17 protein-coding genes are annotated in these 17,982 nt (G+C 61.8%); 11 read left to right on the top strand and 6 right to left on the bottom strand.

Annotation, left to right across the window (positions count from 1 at the left end):
• The first annotated feature begins 16 nt into the window (after positions 1–16).
• On the top strand, positions 17–1,144 hold the full coding sequence (locus METLI_RS02630) for a CPBP family intramembrane glutamic endopeptidase (protein ID WP_048103592.1): 1,128 nt from the start codon (positions 17–19) through the stop codon (positions 1,142–1,144).
• Positions 1,145–1,282: 138 nt separating this feature from the next.
• Here METLI_RS02630 and METLI_RS02635 read toward each other — a convergent pair whose 3' ends face one another.
• The 4 genes from METLI_RS02635 to METLI_RS02650 form a co-directional block, all read right to left on the bottom strand.
• Entirely contained in the window at positions 1,283–2,005 is a 723-nt protein-coding gene (locus METLI_RS02635; protein ID WP_048103593.1) for a PAS domain-containing protein, read from the bottom strand.
• Between the two features lie 40 nt (positions 2,006–2,045).
• Entirely contained in the window at positions 2,046–2,651 is a 606-nt protein-coding gene (locus tag METLI_RS02640; protein WP_004037784.1) for a chemotaxis protein CheC, read from the bottom strand.
• A complete protein-coding gene (locus tag METLI_RS02645) occupies positions 2,648–3,025 on the bottom strand; it encodes a response regulator (RefSeq protein ID WP_245529391.1) in 378 nt (125 codons plus the stop codon). The genes METLI_RS02640 and METLI_RS02645 overlap by 4 nt, the downstream gene beginning before the upstream one ends.
• A 238-nt stretch (positions 3,026–3,263) precedes the next feature.
• A complete protein-coding gene (locus METLI_RS02650; RefSeq protein ID WP_245529392.1) occupies positions 3,264–4,025 on the bottom strand; it encodes a V4R domain-containing protein in 762 nt (253 codons plus the stop codon).
• Between the two features lie 87 nt (positions 4,026–4,112).
• Between METLI_RS02650 and METLI_RS02655 the strand changes: the two genes are divergently transcribed.
• Both METLI_RS02655 and METLI_RS02660 read left to right on the top strand, forming a co-directional pair.
• Positions 4,113–5,330 carry an FprA family A-type flavoprotein gene (locus tag METLI_RS02655; RefSeq protein WP_048103996.1) on the top strand — a complete coding sequence of 406 codons (1,218 nt, stop codon included), beginning with the start codon at positions 4,113–4,115 and terminating at the stop codon, positions 5,328–5,330.
• 127 nt (positions 5,331–5,457) lie between these two features.
• On the top strand, positions 5,458–6,081 hold the full coding sequence (locus METLI_RS02660) for a hypothetical protein (protein WP_004037788.1): 624 nt from the start codon (positions 5,458–5,460) through the stop codon (positions 6,079–6,081).
• Here the strand turns inward: METLI_RS02660 and METLI_RS02665 are convergent.
• Positions 6,076–6,987 carry a metallophosphoesterase gene (locus tag METLI_RS02665; RefSeq protein ID WP_004037789.1) on the bottom strand — a complete coding sequence of 304 codons (912 nt, stop codon included), beginning with the start codon at positions 6,985–6,987 and terminating at the stop codon, positions 6,076–6,078. The genes METLI_RS02660 and METLI_RS02665 overlap by 6 nt on opposite strands.
• A gap of 779 nt (positions 6,988–7,766) precedes the next feature.
• Between METLI_RS02665 and METLI_RS02670 the strand changes: the two genes are divergently transcribed.
• Genes METLI_RS02670 through pheT form a run of 5 tightly spaced genes read left to right on the top strand, consistent with a single transcriptional unit; the run spans position 7,767 to position 13,662 of the window.
• On the top strand, positions 7,767–8,267 hold the full coding sequence (locus METLI_RS02670; RefSeq protein WP_004037790.1) for a hypothetical protein: 501 nt from the start codon (positions 7,767–7,769) through the stop codon (positions 8,265–8,267).
• A 48-nt stretch (positions 8,268–8,315) separates the two neighbouring features.
• A complete protein-coding gene (gene endA, locus METLI_RS02675; protein WP_004037791.1) occupies positions 8,316–9,323 on the top strand; it encodes a tRNA-intron lyase in 1,008 nt (335 codons plus the stop codon).
• Between the two features lie 10 nt (positions 9,324–9,333).
• On the top strand, positions 9,334–10,587 hold the full coding sequence (locus METLI_RS02680; RefSeq protein ID WP_004037792.1) for a tryptophan--tRNA ligase: 1,254 nt from the start codon (positions 9,334–9,336) through the stop codon (positions 10,585–10,587).
• Positions 10,587–12,020, top strand: coding sequence for a phenylalanine--tRNA ligase subunit alpha (gene pheS, locus METLI_RS02685; RefSeq protein WP_004037793.1), 1,434 nt, complete (start codon positions 10,587–10,589; stop codon positions 12,018–12,020). Before METLI_RS02680 ends, pheS begins: the two co-directional genes overlap by 1 nt.
• 1 nt (position 12,021) lies before the next feature.
• Positions 12,022–13,662: a phenylalanine--tRNA ligase subunit beta gene (gene pheT / locus METLI_RS02690; protein WP_004037794.1), complete on the top strand. Its 1,641-nt coding sequence runs from the start codon at positions 12,022–12,024 to the stop codon at positions 13,660–13,662.
• Here pheT and hisF read toward each other — a convergent pair.
• A complete protein-coding gene (hisF, locus tag METLI_RS02695) occupies positions 13,619–14,425 on the bottom strand; it encodes an imidazole glycerol phosphate synthase subunit HisF (RefSeq protein WP_004037795.1) in 807 nt (268 codons plus the stop codon). The two genes, pheT and hisF, sit on opposite strands and share 44 nt — an antisense overlap.
• A 112-nt stretch (positions 14,426–14,537) precedes the next feature.
• On the opposite strand from hisF, the gene METLI_RS02700 reads away from it, so the two are divergent.
• The 3 genes from METLI_RS02700 (at position 14,538) to METLI_RS02710 (ending at position 17,723) form a co-directional block, all read left to right on the top strand.
• A complete protein-coding gene (locus METLI_RS02700; protein WP_004037796.1) occupies positions 14,538–15,764 on the top strand; it encodes an adenosylhomocysteinase in 1,227 nt (408 codons plus the stop codon).
• Between the two features lie 204 nt (positions 15,765–15,968).
• Complete coding sequence (locus METLI_RS02705; protein ID WP_004037797.1) at positions 15,969–16,220, top strand: DUF2769 domain-containing protein; 252 nt, start codon at positions 15,969–15,971, stop codon at positions 16,218–16,220.
• A gap of 18 nt (positions 16,221–16,238) precedes the next feature.
• Entirely contained in the window at positions 16,239–17,723 is a 1,485-nt protein-coding gene (locus tag METLI_RS02710) for a glutamate synthase-related protein (RefSeq protein WP_004037798.1), read from the top strand.
• Positions 17,724–17,982 lie beyond the last annotated feature (259 nt).

Raw genomic sequence — 17,982 nt, forward strand, 5'->3', positions numbered from 1 at the left:
CCATCAGGTCGGTATCATGAAAACGCCCTCCTTTCACCCCCTGCTGATTCTCCTCGCCCTGCTGGCGGGCATCGTGGCGATCCTGGTCGCCTTCTCCGGAGATCCCGGTAGCGAAATAGGTCTATTCTTTTCAACAGGGGCAGAAGTGGCGCCGATCTTCCTGATCGCTCTTCTCGCTCATCTCGCCTATATCCGTCCCCGCCTGAGGCCGTTCGTGGCGCTGCTGACGGTCGTCCTCCTTCTGGCACTCGGTGCGCTCTCATGGGTGCTCTCTCTTGCGCCGTGGATCACCGTGGTCGAGACGGACGATCTCCCTCTGGAGATGGCGATGACGCTGTTCGTCTCCCTCGTCCTCTGCATGGGGGCGGTCTTCACCTGCACGCTGGGTTTTTCCAGCCGGATCCGCCGGTATATATCCTCCTATCTGCCCATCGATCCCGAGAACTTCGTCCACACCGTCGGACTGGTGACCGTCGCCGGTCTCGCTCTCATGCCCCTCATCCCCCTTCTCGTCCTCGGCCATGCCCCGCTTGCAGACCTGATGGCAGATCCCGACTTCGCTCTTGCCGCCTTAACGCCGGCAGAGGCTGCAAAAACAGATTTTTACGGTCTTTTGTGGATGGTGGTCGGTTCTTTCATCGCCGTCGGGTTCCTGGTGCGGAGGACGCTCTCAGATGTGCTGGAGCGCCTGGGCGTTGTGGTACCGACACCGAAACAGGTGTTCTTTGCCCTCGGGACAGGCCTTCTGCTTGTGCTGATATTCACCCTCATCGACCATGCCATCCTTTCGGTCTGGAATTATTTTGGCTGGACCGTTACGGACCAGCACTATATGCAGGCGCTCTTCTCCTCCTACCTCACGCCGGTTGCGGCAGTGATGGCGGCGATCGTCGCCGGCGTCGGTGAGGAGCTGGCGATCCGGGGTGTTCTCCAGCCCAGGTTCGGGATACCCCTTTCAGTCATGGTCTTCGCATCGCTTCATGCCTACCAGTACGCATGGGACGGCGTGCTCTCCGTTTTCCTTGCAGGGCTTGTCTTCGCTCTCCTGCGGGAGAGGACAAACACCTCGGTCTGCGCGATCACCCACGCCACGTATGACCTGGTGCTCTTTGGCCTCCTGATGGCCGGCATCGGATGGGTGTAGGTCGGTGGCGCTCCGGGGGCTGAGGTTCCTGGAGATCTGTTTTGCGTGGGACAGGATGGCGACGCGGGTGGCCGATAAAAATAGCGCTTTTGTGGCTCTCGGATCGATCTCTGGCGCCGGCGCCGCGGAAGGTCCGGGTCAGGGACGATAGGATCCCTGGATGGTCTGAGGCATGAAGTATCCCTGCTCCTGCCCGACATCCTGCTGCTCTTTGCGTGCGACCTCGATCAGTTCGGTCAACCTCTTTTCCGTCGTTCTGATCGTCCCGATGGCATCGCGCAATTTTTCTCTGACGGCATCGCTGTCCCGCTCCTCCGCTTCCATCTCCTGCAGGATCGCCTCAAGGTCGGCCGCGGCGCCGCTGAGCGGTTCTGTGAGCCTGGAGGTATGTTCGGCGAAATAGGCCCTGAGATCCTCGTTGGCCGCTCTCAGTTCCAGCTCGACTTTTCTCCGCTCCTCGAGTTCATGCAGCGTCTGGTTTCTCATCGCCCTGTACGATTTCACCTGCTGTGTCAGGGCACTTACGTCCTCGCAGACGAACATCGCGTCAAATCTGCCTTTATCTCCAGTTTCCAGGGGTATCAGGGTGGTGCGCTGGACCCGAATTGTGCCGTCCGGGAAATGCGAGGGGATCAGGCAGGTATGGATCTGGGATGAGAACACCGTCGGGGCACCACCCTGAAGCACCTGTTCGATCCGGTCGATGAAGCCGGCTTTTTTCAGGCCGGGGAAGTGCTCGGTGACCTTCTGCCCCACAATCTCGGCGGCCGGTGTCCCGGTCCACTCTTCCAGGCAGGCATTCCAGTACCTGACCGTTAGGCTGTCGTCGACGATGCAGATCCCGACCGGCAGCAGGTCCATCCCTTCCCATGCGCGGGCAGACCGGTTCTCGCTCGTACTCTCACCCTCCTCTAACGACCGCAATTTTTTCGAGGAGGGTATCGAGCGATCCGATCTCCAGGATCATTGCGATAATCCCCTCGACATTGATGTCTTCGACGTAAAAGCGCGTGTTGGCGAGCAGCACCCTCTCGTCCGGGTCAAATCTGGCGGTCCTGACGATGTTTGCCATCGTGTCCTCGACATAGACCGGGGGCAGGTAGGTGATCTGCTGGCCGAGGACATTTCCGATCGATCCCATCACGCCGTTGATAAAGATATTTCCGACCTCCATGAGGGTCTCGATCCTGATCGCATCGAGTTCTGGCAGATCTTCCCCCTCACCGGTGATCGCCATGACCAGGGCGGCCGCGCTCTCCGGGGGGAATATCAGTGCCGTCGTACCGGTAAAAAATCCCCTGAAGTCGATCTTGACGGTGGCGGCACCCGTTCTCCCGGAAAGCCCACCGGCCGAATCGAGTTCGTCGAGCCTGATCACCTGGAGGGTCGGGACGTGGAGGGTGATGTGGGAGCAGGTGATCTCGTTCAGCATCGCCGCCGCCCTGCCGACGCCGATGTTCACCAGTTCCTTGACGGCGTCGAGATCTTCGGTGCTGAGGCCCTTCACGCCCCTTTCACCCCCAGCACCTCCCTGACCGATGCACAGAGTTCATCTTTTTTCACCGGTTTGTTGATGAATCTGGCCGCTCCCAGCTCGATGCATTTCTGTTTTGTTGAATCCTGAATGTCGGCGGTCAGGACGATGACCGGAACCTGGATCCCTCTCTCGCGCATCTCTGCCAGCACCTCCATTCCATCCATTTCTGGCATCAGCAGATCCAGGACCATCAGATCGGGAAGATCCCCGGCGAGGCATTTAAGGCCCTCCAGGCCGTTCTGAGCGGAGATGATCTCATAATCCTCTGCGGTGAGGATCGAGGAGATGATCTTTCTCTGAAAGGACGAATCGTCTATTATCAGCACGCGTGTCATCGTTCTCATCTCTTTCGCGGTATTGTATTGGGTTCGCAGACATATGTCGGTAAGAATAAAGAAAAGAGTTTGTATTACCTGTACGATCCTACCGGCGAGCAGGGCGAACTCTTATGTGGGGCTGAATGTAACGCAACGTGCGCATTTAATAATTTCTGCATCCCGCACTTGATTCGCTCTTTATATGGATATATTCTGATATTTTTAGAGAGAGTTGCAGTTTTTTCGATTTCGATCCCCTCAAGTGTTATTCTTCGCCGCACTCGATGACAAACCGGCAGTATGCATCCCCGGCGGCATAACAGTGCGTCTCGACGACCGTGACCCCCCGATCGAAATGGCCTGAAAAAAGGGCGGCGAGCACTCCCGTATCGAATGAACAGGCCGGTCGGCCGATGCGGGGAAGGTCCACGCATTCGAAGCAGTCGTACACGAAGATCTCAAGGGGTTCTTCGCTTCCCGTTTCGATCCGCCCGAGACCGTGCCGCTCCCAGAACGCCGCGACGTTTTTGAGAAATACGCCGGTCCTTTTGTCTTCGACGGTCGGAAACACCGCCCTGCCCACCTCCTCTCCGGCCGCGGTGAGCACCGGGTCGAGGTTGATCCCGGTCTGCATCAGGATGGTCCTGATCGTCCTGAATACCAGGCGAAAATACGCGAACGGGCCGCTTCCGCTCTCGCGGTAATCGCCGGCGTACCTCGCGAGCTCCGCTGAAATCCGTTCAGACGATGATAATGCCCCGATCCGCTCTGCATTGGTGAAGAAGAGTTTTTTGCGCGCGTCAGCCGGATCGAGGCGCCAGCCGACGATCCCTTCGTCCACCATGTCCCGCAGGTGCACCGAAACAGTGGACTTCGCCCGCCCGGTCCTGCGCACGATCTCGTCGAAGGGCACCTCCCCCTCCCGGAGCGTTTCCAGGATCAGGACCCGAACCGGGCTTTTCACGGCATGGACGCCGCTCTCGCTCGAAAGGAGCTCCACCGTCCCGCCTTCTCTCCGTCGATTCACGCTGGTATCTGGCACCGCAAGACTCATATATTGTTCGTTCCTATATGAACGAATGTTAGTATATCTACGAACAAATGGTGAAGGATGATGAAGGCAACACAACTCGCAGAAGGCGTCTGGTGGGTCGGCGCCATCGACTGGAACCTCCGGGACTACCACGGCTACACCCTGCCGGGAACGACCTACAACGCATATCTGGTGGTGGGAACAGAGAAGACCGTCCTGATCGATACCTGTTATCCGGGCTTTGAGGAGCAGGTGCTCTGCCGCGTCGCCTCGGTCGTCGACCCCAAGACGATCGATGCCATCGTCGCCAACCACATCGAGGTCGATCATTCGGGCGGTCTGCCGAAGATGGCGCGGATGTTGCCGGGCGTACCTATCTACTGCACGGAAATCGCCGTGAAGGGTCTCGGGCGCCACTATGATACGCAGGACTGGAATCTCCAGGTCGTCAAAACCGGGGATACCCTCGCCCTCGGCAACAAGACCCTCACCTTCCTCGAAGCGCCGATGCTCCACTGGCCTGACTCGATGTTCACCTACCTTGCCGAGGACGAGATCCTCTTCCCGAACGACGCCTTCGGCCAGCACATCGCCTCTTCGGAGCGGTTCGACGACGAGCTGGGGAAAGACGCCTCCCTCTCCCACGCACAGAAGTTCTTTGCGAACCTGATCATCCCGCTCGCCCCGAAGGTGCTGAAGAAACTCGATCAGGTCGGCGGTCTCGGGATCGGCATCTCGATGATCGCCCCGTCCCACGGCGTCATCTGGCGGTCGCATGCCGGCGACATCCTGCAGGCCTACACCGACTGGTCAAAGGGCGTCTCGAAGGAGAAAGTGACGATCGTCTACGACACGATGCATGGCTCTACCGACCGGATGGCGCAGGCCCTCGCCGATGGCGCCATGGACGGCGGGCTTGAGGTGAAGGTCTGCCTGCTGCGGGACGGACGCTACGAGGGCTGCCACCGTTCGGACATCGTCACCGAGATGCTTGACTCGAAGGCGATCCTGATCGGTTCTCCCACCCTTGAAGACGAGGTGCTGCCGACCGTGGCCGGTTTCCTCTCGTACCTCCGCGGCCTCTCGCCCGGTCTCCTTGCTCAGAAGAAGATCGGCTTTGCCTTCGGATCGCACGGCGGTCATGGCGGTGCCGTGAAGCAGATCGGCGAGTCGATGCAGAAGGCAGGGATCGAGGTCCTCGGGGACGGCTACGAGGTCACGTTCAGACCCGACGCCGACGAGCGCGAGGCGTGTTATCGGGCCGGGCTTGCACTCGCCGAAAGGGTGCGATCTCTCTAAACCTTTTTTCCGCACGCACCACATTTTTCCTGGAGCGGGTTCGCTCCCGCCCGGAAATCACCTCCCCATTGAGAGCCCGGGCTGGTGGGAGAGGTATATATTCAGACCCACCAAGAGGCATCTGTCGATGCCGCGCTCGTACCGCTCCCCGGGAAGATATCTTGCATACGCCGTGCAGGGCCTCATCCTCCTGAACGTGGGCTACAGCCTCTGGATCTGGGACTTTTTTCTGGCTCTGGTGGGTATGTTCGGCTTTTTTCTCACCACCGTTCCGTATATCGTCAGCAGGCGGGCCGACATCAGCATGCCATGGGAGGTGAACCTGCTCATCGCCCTCTCCCTGTATCTCCATGTGGCCGGACATATTTCTGACTATTATATGGTTTTCTCTCCCTATTACGACAAGATCGCCCACTTCGTCTCCTCGATCACGATCTCTGTCCTCGGCTTCGTGCTGGTGCTGCTCGTCGACCGCTACTCGGGCCTGCGGCTGACAAGGCCGATGATCGTCTTCTTCATCGTGATCTTCACGATGGGCCTCGGCGCCCTCTGGGAGATCTACGAGTACCTCTTCGACACCCTCTTCGCCATGGCCCTCCAGCACGGCCTCGACGACACGATGACCGATCTGATCTTCGACCTCTTCGGGGCAGTGATCATCGCCGCCGTCGGCAACTTCTACCTGCGGCGGCTGACAAAAGAGGAGATGGCCGGTCTGTTCCTGAAACCCGGCACAAAAAAGGAGTTATAACGAAGCGACGGGCGGTCCGATCGCCACGATCTCGGGAGGGGCGTTCAGCCGCAGGTCGGTCCTGAGGTTCGAGGTGGCGAGGCCGCGGGTGATGTAGAGCGGCGCCCCCTCTTTCTGGACGAAACCGGAGAGTTCGAGGACGCCGTTGTCGTTCAACTCCTTCATGCCCGGCAGCATGATCTGCCCGCCATGGGTGTGGCCGGCGAGGATGAGGTCGGCGTCCCAGTCGACCGCCCGGCACTCGGGCTCGTGGATCAGGTAGATCGTGAAGGCGTCGGTCTCAGGCACCTGCGGGGGCGACGCCATCCCTGCCCAGCCGTCATCCACGCCGACGAGGACGATGGGCGTACCGCCGATATCGAGGGTGAGATATTCGTTCCTGAGCACGCTGACCCCGTTCTCTTCGAGGACGTCCGTGAGGGCGCCAGCGAGGGCGGTGTCGACCGCCCCGTCCTGCAGGGCGCTCATGTCGTAGCCTGCCGCCGTGTGGTCTGTCCCCGAGACGGCGATGATCTTCTGGAGCCCGCTTACGGCATCGATCCCGGCTTTGTAGTCGTGGTTGCCGAGCACGGCATAGGCCGGGGCCTCGATCTCCTGCCAGACTGCCTGGAGGGAGAGATCAGGGTCTTCGCCATAGACAAAATCCCCGCCGATGAGGACGATGGACGGGTGGAGGGCGTTGATCTCGCCGATCACCTCGTGGATATAGCCGATGTTGTCCTCCCTGAGATGGGGATCGGCAATGAAGACGATCCCCCCGGGTGCACCTTCCATGAGGAGATGCGTGACCGATGGGTGCTGCCCTTCCCATGCCATGTAGCCGAGAGTCGGGGGCGTGGCGAGGACGAGCACGATCGCAAGGAGATAAAATGGAGAATATTTCAGCCGCGGCAGTTTCTGACCCATGGGTACCCGGGATGAGGGTCGGCGCTCTCGATATATAGGCGGTAGTGTGGCGGCAGTTCCCCCTGCGGCTCTCCGGGCTATTTTATGGAGATTTTCACCATAAAATTGGGCATATCATATCTTTTTCCCGTAACATCGGTCTGCCGTTTCCGTATGGGCCCGAGCCCTGCCGGTCAGGCGTTCCTGCCTCGCCTCCATCGGCGGGTCAGGGGGAGGTGCGCGCGCATCCCCGGTCGCCGGCAGGGTCGCGGGCCCGAGCGATCTGCCGGCCTGTTCTTCTGGCTCTTCCCCCTTTCACGTGGCTATATCCCTCGCACCTGCCTGTCGTTCAACCACCTTAACGACGCTGTCCATCGGGAGTTGCACCCCCTGACCCCCGCAGATGATTGCCCTGGAAAAATGGTGGAGGGACGGGCCGGAGAACAGATCATCCATCCTCCCCTCAATTATAACCCGTGGGGGGATCCGGGGGCAGCAAGGCCCCCTGGCACCGGCATCTCTCTCCCCTGCCTCACGCTATAGACGCGAAGGCCGCGAAAAAACAACTATCCACCTCTTCGGCCTTCGCGTGAGATTCCCGAAAAACCCTGCGATCGTCCTGACCCCCCGCTGCTCATCGCAGCCTGTTGTTCAGGATCATCCCCCTGTCGCCTGAGGGGGGGTCAGATGAAGGTGTCATGGCCACCCACACGCAAGAGCGAGGAGCGCTTTTTTTGTATCCGGGCGGTTGATATGGGAGTGACTCCCAACAATCCCCAAACAGGGTTTCATCCGATACCATGAGTTCGAATGGCAGCGAGCATCGCTCAGGGAACTATGAGCAGGAATCCGATACTATCCAGAGATTTTTCCGGCGCCCGTTCTTCCTGAGCCTCACCATCGGGATCCCGTTCTGCATCTTCAAACTGCTCTTCGGCGTGAGTGCCGTCCGCATCGGATCATCTTCGCACCCTCTTCTCACGCTTTTTGGATGGTGTGTCGTTGCGTGGGCGGGCGCCGATCTCCTGATGAACGTCGGGCGGGGGGTTCTCGACCTTTCTGGAAAACCTTCCTCCTTCGATTACTGCACCATCGCACAGATCGGACGGATCTTCCACATGCCGATGGTCTTTCTCGCCGCCGACACCCTCCTTTCGTTCTCGATCATCTGCGCCATGCTCTGGTCCGGGTGGATCGCGACGCTCACGCTCTCTGAATCCTATCTCTGGTACGCCGCCACCACCCTGAACCTGATCAGCCTCTCCCTGGTATCCCTGTACACCGAGATCAGGCGGGCGTAACTCCCCTCCCCACGTTTAATATCCGCGGCCCGCCCACCTTACCTCCACGTGAAGGCAACATTCGACGGCAAAAGTCTCCGTCTCGGGCAGGAGGGCATCTCCCTCTACGAGAGCGGGGGCTACGGCCGCCCCGAGAAAGGGGGGCTCCGCCTCGCCCCCGAGGAGGGGCTCTACCTCCTCTGGCGGAACAGGATCGAGGTGGCCGACCATAACTTCTCAGGGCTCCTTGCCGATCTTTCAGGGGACGCCGGATTTTTCAGGCGCTACCTCGTCTACCGCGACCTGCGGGAGCGGGGCTATGCCCTCCAGACCGGGCCGCATGATTTCCGGGTCTTCCGCCGGGGCGACCGGCCTGGAAAGGGTCAGTCCCAGTACCTCGTCAGGGTGCGGGCCGAGCGTGACCTGGTGGACTTCGACGGGATCGTCGCCGAGGTGGCGACGGCCGGGAACATGCGCAAACAGTACCTTATTGCGGCGGTGGACGACGAGGGCGAGCTCACCTACTATGAGGTGAAGGTCAACCACCTGGCCGAGGCCGGTTCTGAGGCGGGCGAGGGGCAGGCCGTCGGTGAAGCCTACGGTGCGGTCGTGCTGGTGCGCCCGGCCGATGCCCCCTGGCTTGCTGCTGAAGGCTATGGCAAACTCCTCGACGCCGGTGAGATCCTGCTCTCCCCGGTCGAGGCGCTGTACCTGATGGACACGGGACGCCTCACCCTCCTCAGGGGCGGTGCTCCCCTCTCCCGCGAGACATACTATGGGATCGCCGCGGATACCGACGGCGAACTCGGGGAGAAGGCGATCGTCTACGCCGACCTGCGCCGCCGCGGCTGCGGGCCGAAGACCGGCTACAAGTTCGGCCACCATTTCAGGGTCTACACTGCCGGACTCCAGCACTCCCTTCTTCTCGCCCACGCGATCCCCGAAGGCACCGCCCTTCCGATGGCGGCGATCTCCCGCTCGGTCAGGCTTGCGAACAGTGTCAAAAAGAAGATGTTGTTTGCCTGCGTACATACAGACGACATTCAGTACATCGAATTTGCGCGAATAAAACTGTGAGATACGACTTATGCAGCAGGGGATCAATCCATGGGCAAGCAGCCAGACGGTCGATGTCGGCAAACTCTTCTCTGAATTCGGCATCGAACCGATGGAAAACGTAGTTGACCGTCTCCCCGCCGTTCCTTCTTTCATGGGCCGGGGTATCGTCGTCGGTCACCGGGACTACGGCCGGATCGCCGACGCCATCAGGAACAGAACGCCCTTCAACGTGATGACCGGGTTCATGCCCTCGGGCCATCCGCACCTCGGCCACCTGATGGTGATGAAGGAGGTGGTCTGGCACGTCCAGCAGGGCGGGCAGGGCTATGTCGCCGTCGCCGACCGGGAGGCGCACGCCGTCCGGGGAATATCCTGGGAGAAATGCCGCGAGTTCGGGCGGGAGTACCTCGCCTGCCTGTACGCCCTCGGCTACGAGGGGAAGACCTACTCCCAGAGCGAGAACAACCCGTTAAAAGACCTCGCCTTCGAGGCGGCGACGAAGATCAACTTCTCCGACCTTCAGGCGATCTACGGTTTCTCGCAGGAGACGGCGCTCGCCCATGCGATGAGCGTCGCCACCCAGGTGGCCGACATCCTCTTCCCGCAGGCAGACTGCGGCCCGGCCCCCACCGTCGTCCCGGTCGGGATCGACCAGGACCCCCATATCAGGCTGACCAGGGACGTCGCCTATAAACTGCGGATGTTCCTTGTCGAGGTGCGGGACGGCTGCATCAGCGTCCGCTCGAAAAACGCCCCTGAGGAGGCGATCGATGCGGTTCACCGGGCGTTCCCGGGATCAACGCGCTACGAGGGGCATGTCGACATACCCGGGGCCTCATTCGCTCCGGTCGAGGAGGCGGTGCGCCTGATCGAGATCGATCACGGCGGGTTCGGTTTTGTCGCTCCCTCGTCCACCTACCACACCTTCATGCCCGGTCTGCAGGGCGGGAAGATGTCCTCCTCGGTTCCTGAGAGTTTCATCTCGTTCTGGGAGACCGAGAAAGACCTCAAAAAGAAGGTGATGGGCGCCCTGACCGGCGGGCGGATGACTCTTGACGAGCAGAAGCGCCTCGGCGGCGAACCCGAGAAGTGCCCGGTCTATCTCTTAAACCTCTTCCATATGGCGAAGGACGACGCCGAACTTGCCGAAATCTGCCGGCGGTGCCGGGCCGGCGAGTTGCTCTGCGGGACCTGCAAAAAGGAAACGCTGGCGCGTACGCAGGAGTTCCTCAGGGACTTCACCGAACGGATAGACGAAGCAAAAGATCTGGTGGAAGGATAATGGCTGATCTCACCCTGAACGAAAAGCGGCTTCTCGTCGCCCTCGCCCCCCGCGGCCGGGCCGGTGCCGTCGCCCTTGCAGAAGCCCTCGAAACATCTGAGGAGGCGGTCGTGCAGTATGCCCACCTCTGCGCCGACCGCGGCCTTGCGGCGATCGAGCGAACGGTCACGAAGACCTATACTCTCACCCCCGAGGGAGAGGAATACCGGAGATCCGGGCTGCCCGAACGGCAGATGCTGGAGCAGATCGGCGAGGGGATCCCGATGAAGGATCTCCAGGCCCTTCCCCTCTCCAGGATCGGCATCGGCTGGCTGCGGAAAAAAGGCTGGATCACGATCAAAAACGGCGTCGCCCAAACGATTGGCGAGGTGCCGCCGGGCGACGACGAGATCGCCCTTGCCGCACCGCGCGAGGGGATGCCCGGCATCCCTGACCTCCTCAAGCGCAACCTGGTCGTCGAGGCCGAGGAGGCCGCCTACACGATTGCGATCACCCCTGCGGGGGCGGCGCTCGTCGCCTCCGGCCTCGACCTCAGGGAAGAGACCGGGACGCTGACGCGCGACCAGATCCTCTCGGGCTCGTGGCGGACGGCGAACCTCAGGCGCTACAGCCTCCAGACGCCGCCGAAGCGGATCTATCCGGGCAAGTCCCACCCGTACCAGCGGATCATCGACGAGGTCAAACGCATCCTCATGGACATGGGCTTTGTGGAGATGCGGGGCGACATCGCCCTCTCGGCCTTCTGGGACTTCGACGCCCTCTTCCAGCCGCAGGACCACCCGGCCCGCGAGATGCAGGACACCTTCTACCTCGACCGCACCGAACCCCTGCCCGCGGGATGGGAGGGCGTGCGCGATATGCACGAGCACGGTGGATCGACCTCGTCGATCGGGTGGGGCGGCGTCTGGGAGGCTGCAAAGGCCGAGCAGTGCGTGCTGCGCACCCACACGACCCCGCTCTCGGTCAAATATCTCATCGAGAACCCGAAGCCCCCGGTGAAGGCCTTCGCCCTGGGCCGGGTCTACCGGCGCGAGGCGATCGACCCGACCCACCTGCCCGAGTTCGAGCAGCTCGAAGGGATCGTCATGGACGAGGACGTCACCTTCCGCCACCTCCTCGGCTACCTGCGCGAGTTCTACCACCGGATGGGCTTTGAGAATGTCCGCTTCCGCCCGGGCTACTTCCCGTACACCGAGCCCTCGGTCGAGCCCGAGGTCTGGGTGGACGGGCTCGGCTGGGTGGAACTCGGCGGTGCCGGTGTCTTCAGGGAAGAGGTCACCGCCCCGTGGGGGATCGAGGCCCCGGTGCTCGCGTGGGGGCTCGGCATCTCCCGCGTCGGCATGCTCAAACTCGGCCTGAAGGACCTCAGGCAGCTCTACCGGAGCGACATCGACTGGATCAGGGAAAGCCCGGTGATCGGGGAGGGGGAGTAACATGGCAATAATCCGGCTCAACTACGAATATCTCGAACGGCTGACCGGCACCGACCGGCAGCGCATCATCGAGCGGCTGCCGATGATCGGGTCTGACGTCGAGCGCCTCCTCGATGACCACGTGGACATGGAGTTCTTCCCGAGCCGCGTCGACCTCTACTCCACCGAGGGCGTGGCCCGCGCCATGCGCGGTTTCCTCGGGATCGAGGAGGGTCTTCCCGCGTACCCGGTCACCCCTTCGGGGATCGCCTTCTCGGTCGACCCGGCCCTCGCTGATATCAGACCGTACCTCGGTTCGGCCGTGATCCGGAACGTCCGCCTCGACGAGGCCGGGATCGAGAGCCTGATGGGGCTGCAGGAAGCGCTCCACTGGGCGCTCGGCCGGGGCCGGCGGAAGGTGGCGATCGGCGTCCACGACATGGATGCAGTCAGGCCGCCGTTCCGCTACCTGGCATCGCCGCGGGACCGCCGTTTTGTCCCGCTCGACTTTACCGAGGACCTTTCGATGGAGGAGATCCTCTCTGACCACCCGAAGGGCCGGGACTATGCCCGCCTTGTCGAGGAGTTCGACCGCTTCCCCCTCATCGTCGACGCCGACGACCGCGTGCTTTCTTTCCCGCCGATCATCAACGGCGAACTGACGCGGGTGACGACGGAGACGAGAAACATCCTGCTCGACTGCACCGGCACCGACGAGCGCGCCGTGCGGATGGCGGCGAACATCATCTGCACCGCCCTTGCCGAGGCGGGGGCGACGATCGAGAGCGTCGATATAGACGGCACGCCATACCCCGACCTCTCCCCTGTCGAGCGGATCGTGAGCGTGGCCGACTGCGCCCGCCTGCTCGGCCTCGATATCGACGCGGAGGAGATGGCCGCTCTCCTGCGGAAGATGCGCTTCGGCGCCGAACCCCTCCCTGACGGCCGCGTCAGGGTGCTGGTGCCGCCGTACCGCGCCGATATCATGCACGACTGGGACCTCTTCGAGGACGTCGCCGTCGCCTACGGCTACGACCGCTTCGACGCCGCCCTTCCGAGGACCTTCACCACCGGCAGGGAGCACCCGATCTCGGCCCTCGAGCGGACGGTCCGCACCATCTTCACCGGCCTGGGCTACCTCGAGGTGCTGCCCTTCACGCTCACCTCGGAGAAACTGCTGTACGAGCGGATGGGCCGTGCGCCTTCGCCCGACGTCCTGCCGGTGGCAAAACCGATCACCGAGGATCAGAGCGTGGTGCGCACCCACATCCTCCCCCTGCTCATGGAGACCCTCCAGATCAACCGCCACCGCGAACTCCCGCAGCAGATCTTTGCGACCGGCGACGTGATCCGGGGATATGCAACGATGCAGACCGTTGCCGCCGTCTCGATCCACGCAGGCGCAGATTTCTCCGAGGCCTATGCGACGATGGACGCCCTCTGCCGGGAGTGCGGCCTCTCGCCTGAGTTCTCCGAATCCGCCGATCCGGCGTTCATCGACGGCCGTCGCGGCGACGTCGTCGTGAACGGAAAAATAGTCGGGGTCTTCGGCGAGATCCACCCCGAGGTGCTCACCGCCTTCTCCCTTGAGCACCCGGTGGCGGCGCTCGAACTCGACCTTACAGCCGTACCGGGATACCCCGTGCGGCCAGGTACTCCTTGACCTGCCTGACCGTGAACTCGCCGTAATGGAAGACGCTTGCCGCAAGGCAGGCGTCCGCTTTTCCCTGGACGAACCCGTCGTAAAAGTGTTCGAGCGTCCCGACGCCGCCGCTCGCGATCACCGGGATGCCGACGCCCTCCGAGATGGCGCGGGTGATCGGGATGTCGAACCCCTCTTTTGTGCCGTCGGTCTCCATGCTGGTCAGGAGGATCTCGCCGGCCCCGCGCTCCTCGACCTCCTTTGCCCACCTGACCGCGTCGATCCCGGTCGGGTGCGATCCGCCCATCGTCACCACCTCGTACCAGACCTCGCGGCCGTCGGCGAGGACCACCGGCGTCTTCCCCTCCTGCATCACGGGGTTCGCCCTGACATCGATCGCCACGACGATGCACTGCGTCCCGAACCGCGCCGCCGCACGGTCGATGAGGGATGGGTCGGTGACGGCGCTCGTATTGATCGAGACCTTGTCGGCCCCGGCCCGCAACGTCTGCTGGATATCGTCGACGCTCCTGATCCCGCCGCCGACGGTGAGCGGGAGGAAGAGCTGGTCGGCCGCGCGCTCGATCACCGAGAGGATCGTGCCGCGGTTCTCCTTCGATGCGGTGATGTCCAGAAAGACCACCTCGTCGGCTCCCTGTTCGTTGTAGCGCGCTGCGAGCTCCACCGGGTCGCCGGCGTCCCTGAGCCCCTCGAAGTGCGTCCCCTTTACGACCCTGCCGTCCTTGATGTCGAGGCAGGGGATGATCCGTCTGGTGAGTGCCATGCGAAGTTTCTCTGGCGGCCGGGATTATCAGCGTTTGGGAGGGGTCGGCGGGTTTTGCGCACCCTTGAAGTGCTCGGCGTCCAATGATATGGGAGGAGGCTGTGGCAACCATATGACGACAGGCCAGCAGAAGATGGACTGGGCCAGGCAGTATATGCCGGTGCTCAGGAGCATTCGAGAGGAATTCGAGAGAGAAAAGCCGCTTGCGGGCGTGACCATCGGGATGGCCCTGCACGTGGAGGCGAAGACCGCCGTCCTGGTCGAGACCCTTGCGGCCGGCGGGGCCGAGGTGTACATCACCGGCTGCAACCCCCTCTCCACGCAGGACGATGTGGCAGAGGCCCTGAATCAGGTTAAGGGCGTGCACTGCTATGCGAAACGCGCCTGCTCCAACGAGGAGTACTACGCGGCGATCAACCGGGTGCTCGACGCCCGTCCCTCGATCACGATCGACGACGGCATGGACCTGATCTTCGAGATCCACACCCGCAGACAGGACGTCCTCGACGGCGTCGTCGGCGGGTGCGAGGAGACGACGACCGGGATCCACCGTCTCCGCTCGATGGCGGCTGAAGGGGCCCTGAAGTTCCCGGTGATCGCCGTGAACGACACCCCGATGAAGCGTCACTTCGACAATGTCCACGGCACCGGCGAGAGCTCGCTCTCGTCGATCATGGTGACCACGAACTGCCTGCTTGCGGGCAAGCACCTCGTCGTCGCCGGCTACGGTTTCTGCGGCCGCGGCGTGGCGCGGAAGGCCCGCGGCCTTGGTGCCCAGGTGATCGTCACCGAGGTAGACCCAAGGCGTGCGCTTGAGGCGCATATGGAGGGCTTTGTCGTGATGCCGATGGACGAGGCGGCGAAGGTCGGCGAGATCTTCATCACCACCACGGGAAACACCTCCATCCTGACCGAACGGCACTTCGCCCTGATGCAGAGCGGGGCGATCCTCTCCAATGCCGGGCACTTCAACGTCGAGATCGATGTGAAGTGGCTGGAGGAGCACGCCGACGCCATCGAGCGCCGGGACGGGATCGACACCTACGATATTTTCGGGAAGCAGATCCACGTCCTGGCCGAGGGGCGCCTGGTCAACCTGGCAACGCCGAAGGGGATGGGTCACCCGATCGAGGTGATGGACCTCTCCTTCGCCCTTCAGGCGCTCTCGGCCCGGTACATGGTCGAGCATGGAAAGGACCTCGTCCCGGGCGTGTACGACGTCCCGAACGCCATCGACGAGGAGGTGGCGGAGAGAAAACTTGCCGCCCTCGGGATCGCGATCGACTCGCTCAGCGAGGAGCAGACGCACTATATGTCTGCCTGGAATATCGGCACATAATTATTGTGTGGGGTTTTTCTCCCCTTTTTTCTGGCGCCTCATAATCGCCTGCCCTGCCTTCAGGGGAGTGTCGATGAGGTTCAAAACCGATGCCTGGTTGGTTTCCCCCAGAAATCTGATCATAGCATACACATTTCCATTGTTCCACCCTGAAATGGAAATGGTATTATATCGTGAAGATTATGATCGGTCGGGGGACTGGAAATGGAGCAGACTGAGTTGTCCATGGAAGAGAAGAAGCAGATGGTTCTTTCGATGTGCATCTGCAAGACATGCCCGAGCTGGAAGGAGTGCGGCGAGCCCGGAGGTTTCTGTTTTCCCTTGATTGGTAAAAGCAGGTGCATCGATGAGGAGAAGGGGTGTATCTGCGGCGGGTGTCCGGTTTACTCAGAAATGGGGCTTTCTCACATCTATTACTGTCTTCTGGGTTCGGAAAAAGAACAGTCGGGCGTTTGAGATCAGGAAGGTGTCGAAATGGTGAGATATCGGTGTAATGTCTGTCAGGTCTTCGAGTACGATCCCGCCAGGGGTGACTCTGTGACCGGCATCCCCCCGGGTACGAAACCTGGAGATTTTCCTGACGATTGGCAGTGCCCCATCTGCCGCTCTAACCACTCCCACCTGAAGCCGCTGGAGGACCAGCAGGTGAAGGTGTCGGAGCAGACGATCATCTGCCCTGTCTGCGGCGCCGAACACAGGATCACCGTCTCCCATATGGGGCGTGGGTATGTGGAGGGCTACCTCGGGGGGTGGAAACGCGAGAATGACGACCTTGAGGTTCAGATGGCCAGGATCCACCGTATCGCCGCGACAGGTGAATCGATCGTCGAACCGATGCGCACCCGCCGGCCGGTCATATCCTGGGACGATATCCTGATCATGGGTGCGCAGCTTGCCCGCCTTCCTCTCAACGACGGTGAACCGGTGAACACCAGGACTGTGATCGGGCCTGGAGCCGATCACCCCCTTGTAATTGAAACCCCCATCTACATCACTCATATGTCCTTTGGGGCCCTTTCCAGGGAGATAAAGGTGGCCCTGGCCAGAGGGAGCGCCGCAGTGGGAACCGCCATGTGCTCGGGTGAGGGAGGGATCCTGGAGGAATCCCTTGAGGCCTCGTACCGCTACATTTTTGAATATGTCCCGAACCGTTACAGCGCAACCCCGGAAAACCTGCGGCGTGTGGATGCTGTCGAGCTCAAGATCGGGCAGTCCACAAAGCCCGGGATGGGCGCCCATCTCCCTGCGGAGAAGGTCACCGAGGAGATCGCAGCGATCCGGGGTTTCCCACCAGGGGTTGACATCGCCAGCCCTGCCCGTTTCGAGGAGATAAGAGATGCCGGCAGCCTGAAAAAGATCGTTTCTGATCTCAGGGAGGCGACAGGAGGCAGGCCAATCGGGATCAAACTGGCGGCCGGGCAGATCGAGGCCGATATGGCGGTCGCCGTTGCGGCAGGACCCGACTTTATCACCATTGACGGCCGGCCGGGAGCGACCGCGGCCAGCCCCCTCTTTATCAAGGACGCCACCTCAGTACCAACTCCGTTTGCCCTCTACAGGGCCAGGAAGTTCCTGGACCGGCACGGCGTCGAGGACGTCTCGCTGGTGATCACCGGGGGCCTGCGAGTGTCGTCTGACTTTGCAAAGGCTATCGCCATGGGTGCCGACGCCGTGGCGATCGGGACCGCAGCCCTGATGGCCTGTGCATGCCAGCAGTACCGCCTCTGCAACACGGGGAAGTGCCCCGTGGGGGTGACCACGCAGGATCCCCTGCTCAGGGAGCGGCTGCGGATCGACATCTCGGCCCGGCAGCTGGAGAATTTCCTGCGGGTCTCTACGGCTGAACTCAGGGATTTCGCGCGCCTCACCGGCCACGACGATGTCCATGCCCTCTCAACCCGGGATCTCTGCACCGCGAACTCGGAGATATCGAACTACACTGAGATCGGGCATGTGTGAAGGGCCCGGGAACCGATCTGATAGGATGAAACGCAGGGGATCGGTATTGCTCTCTCCCATCTCCGGGAAGATCCTCTCCTGGAGGAACGGGGGCTGTCAGCATAATGAACGTGCATCTCTGTATCGCCAACGGTGAGGTGAGCGGGTATCCCCCGCCCAAAGATCTTCGGGTTTCTTCGCCAGAGCAGAAGAACGCGGATCCTGCAGAATACTCGGTGGAGGAATATGTCCTGCAACTCAATGGGGCCGTGACCCGGTC

Origin of the sequence: Methanofollis liminatans DSM 4140, from assembly GCF_000275865.1 — an archaeon.
Classification (GTDB): domain Archaea; phylum Halobacteriota; class Methanomicrobia; order Methanomicrobiales; family Methanofollaceae; genus Methanofollis; species Methanofollis liminatans.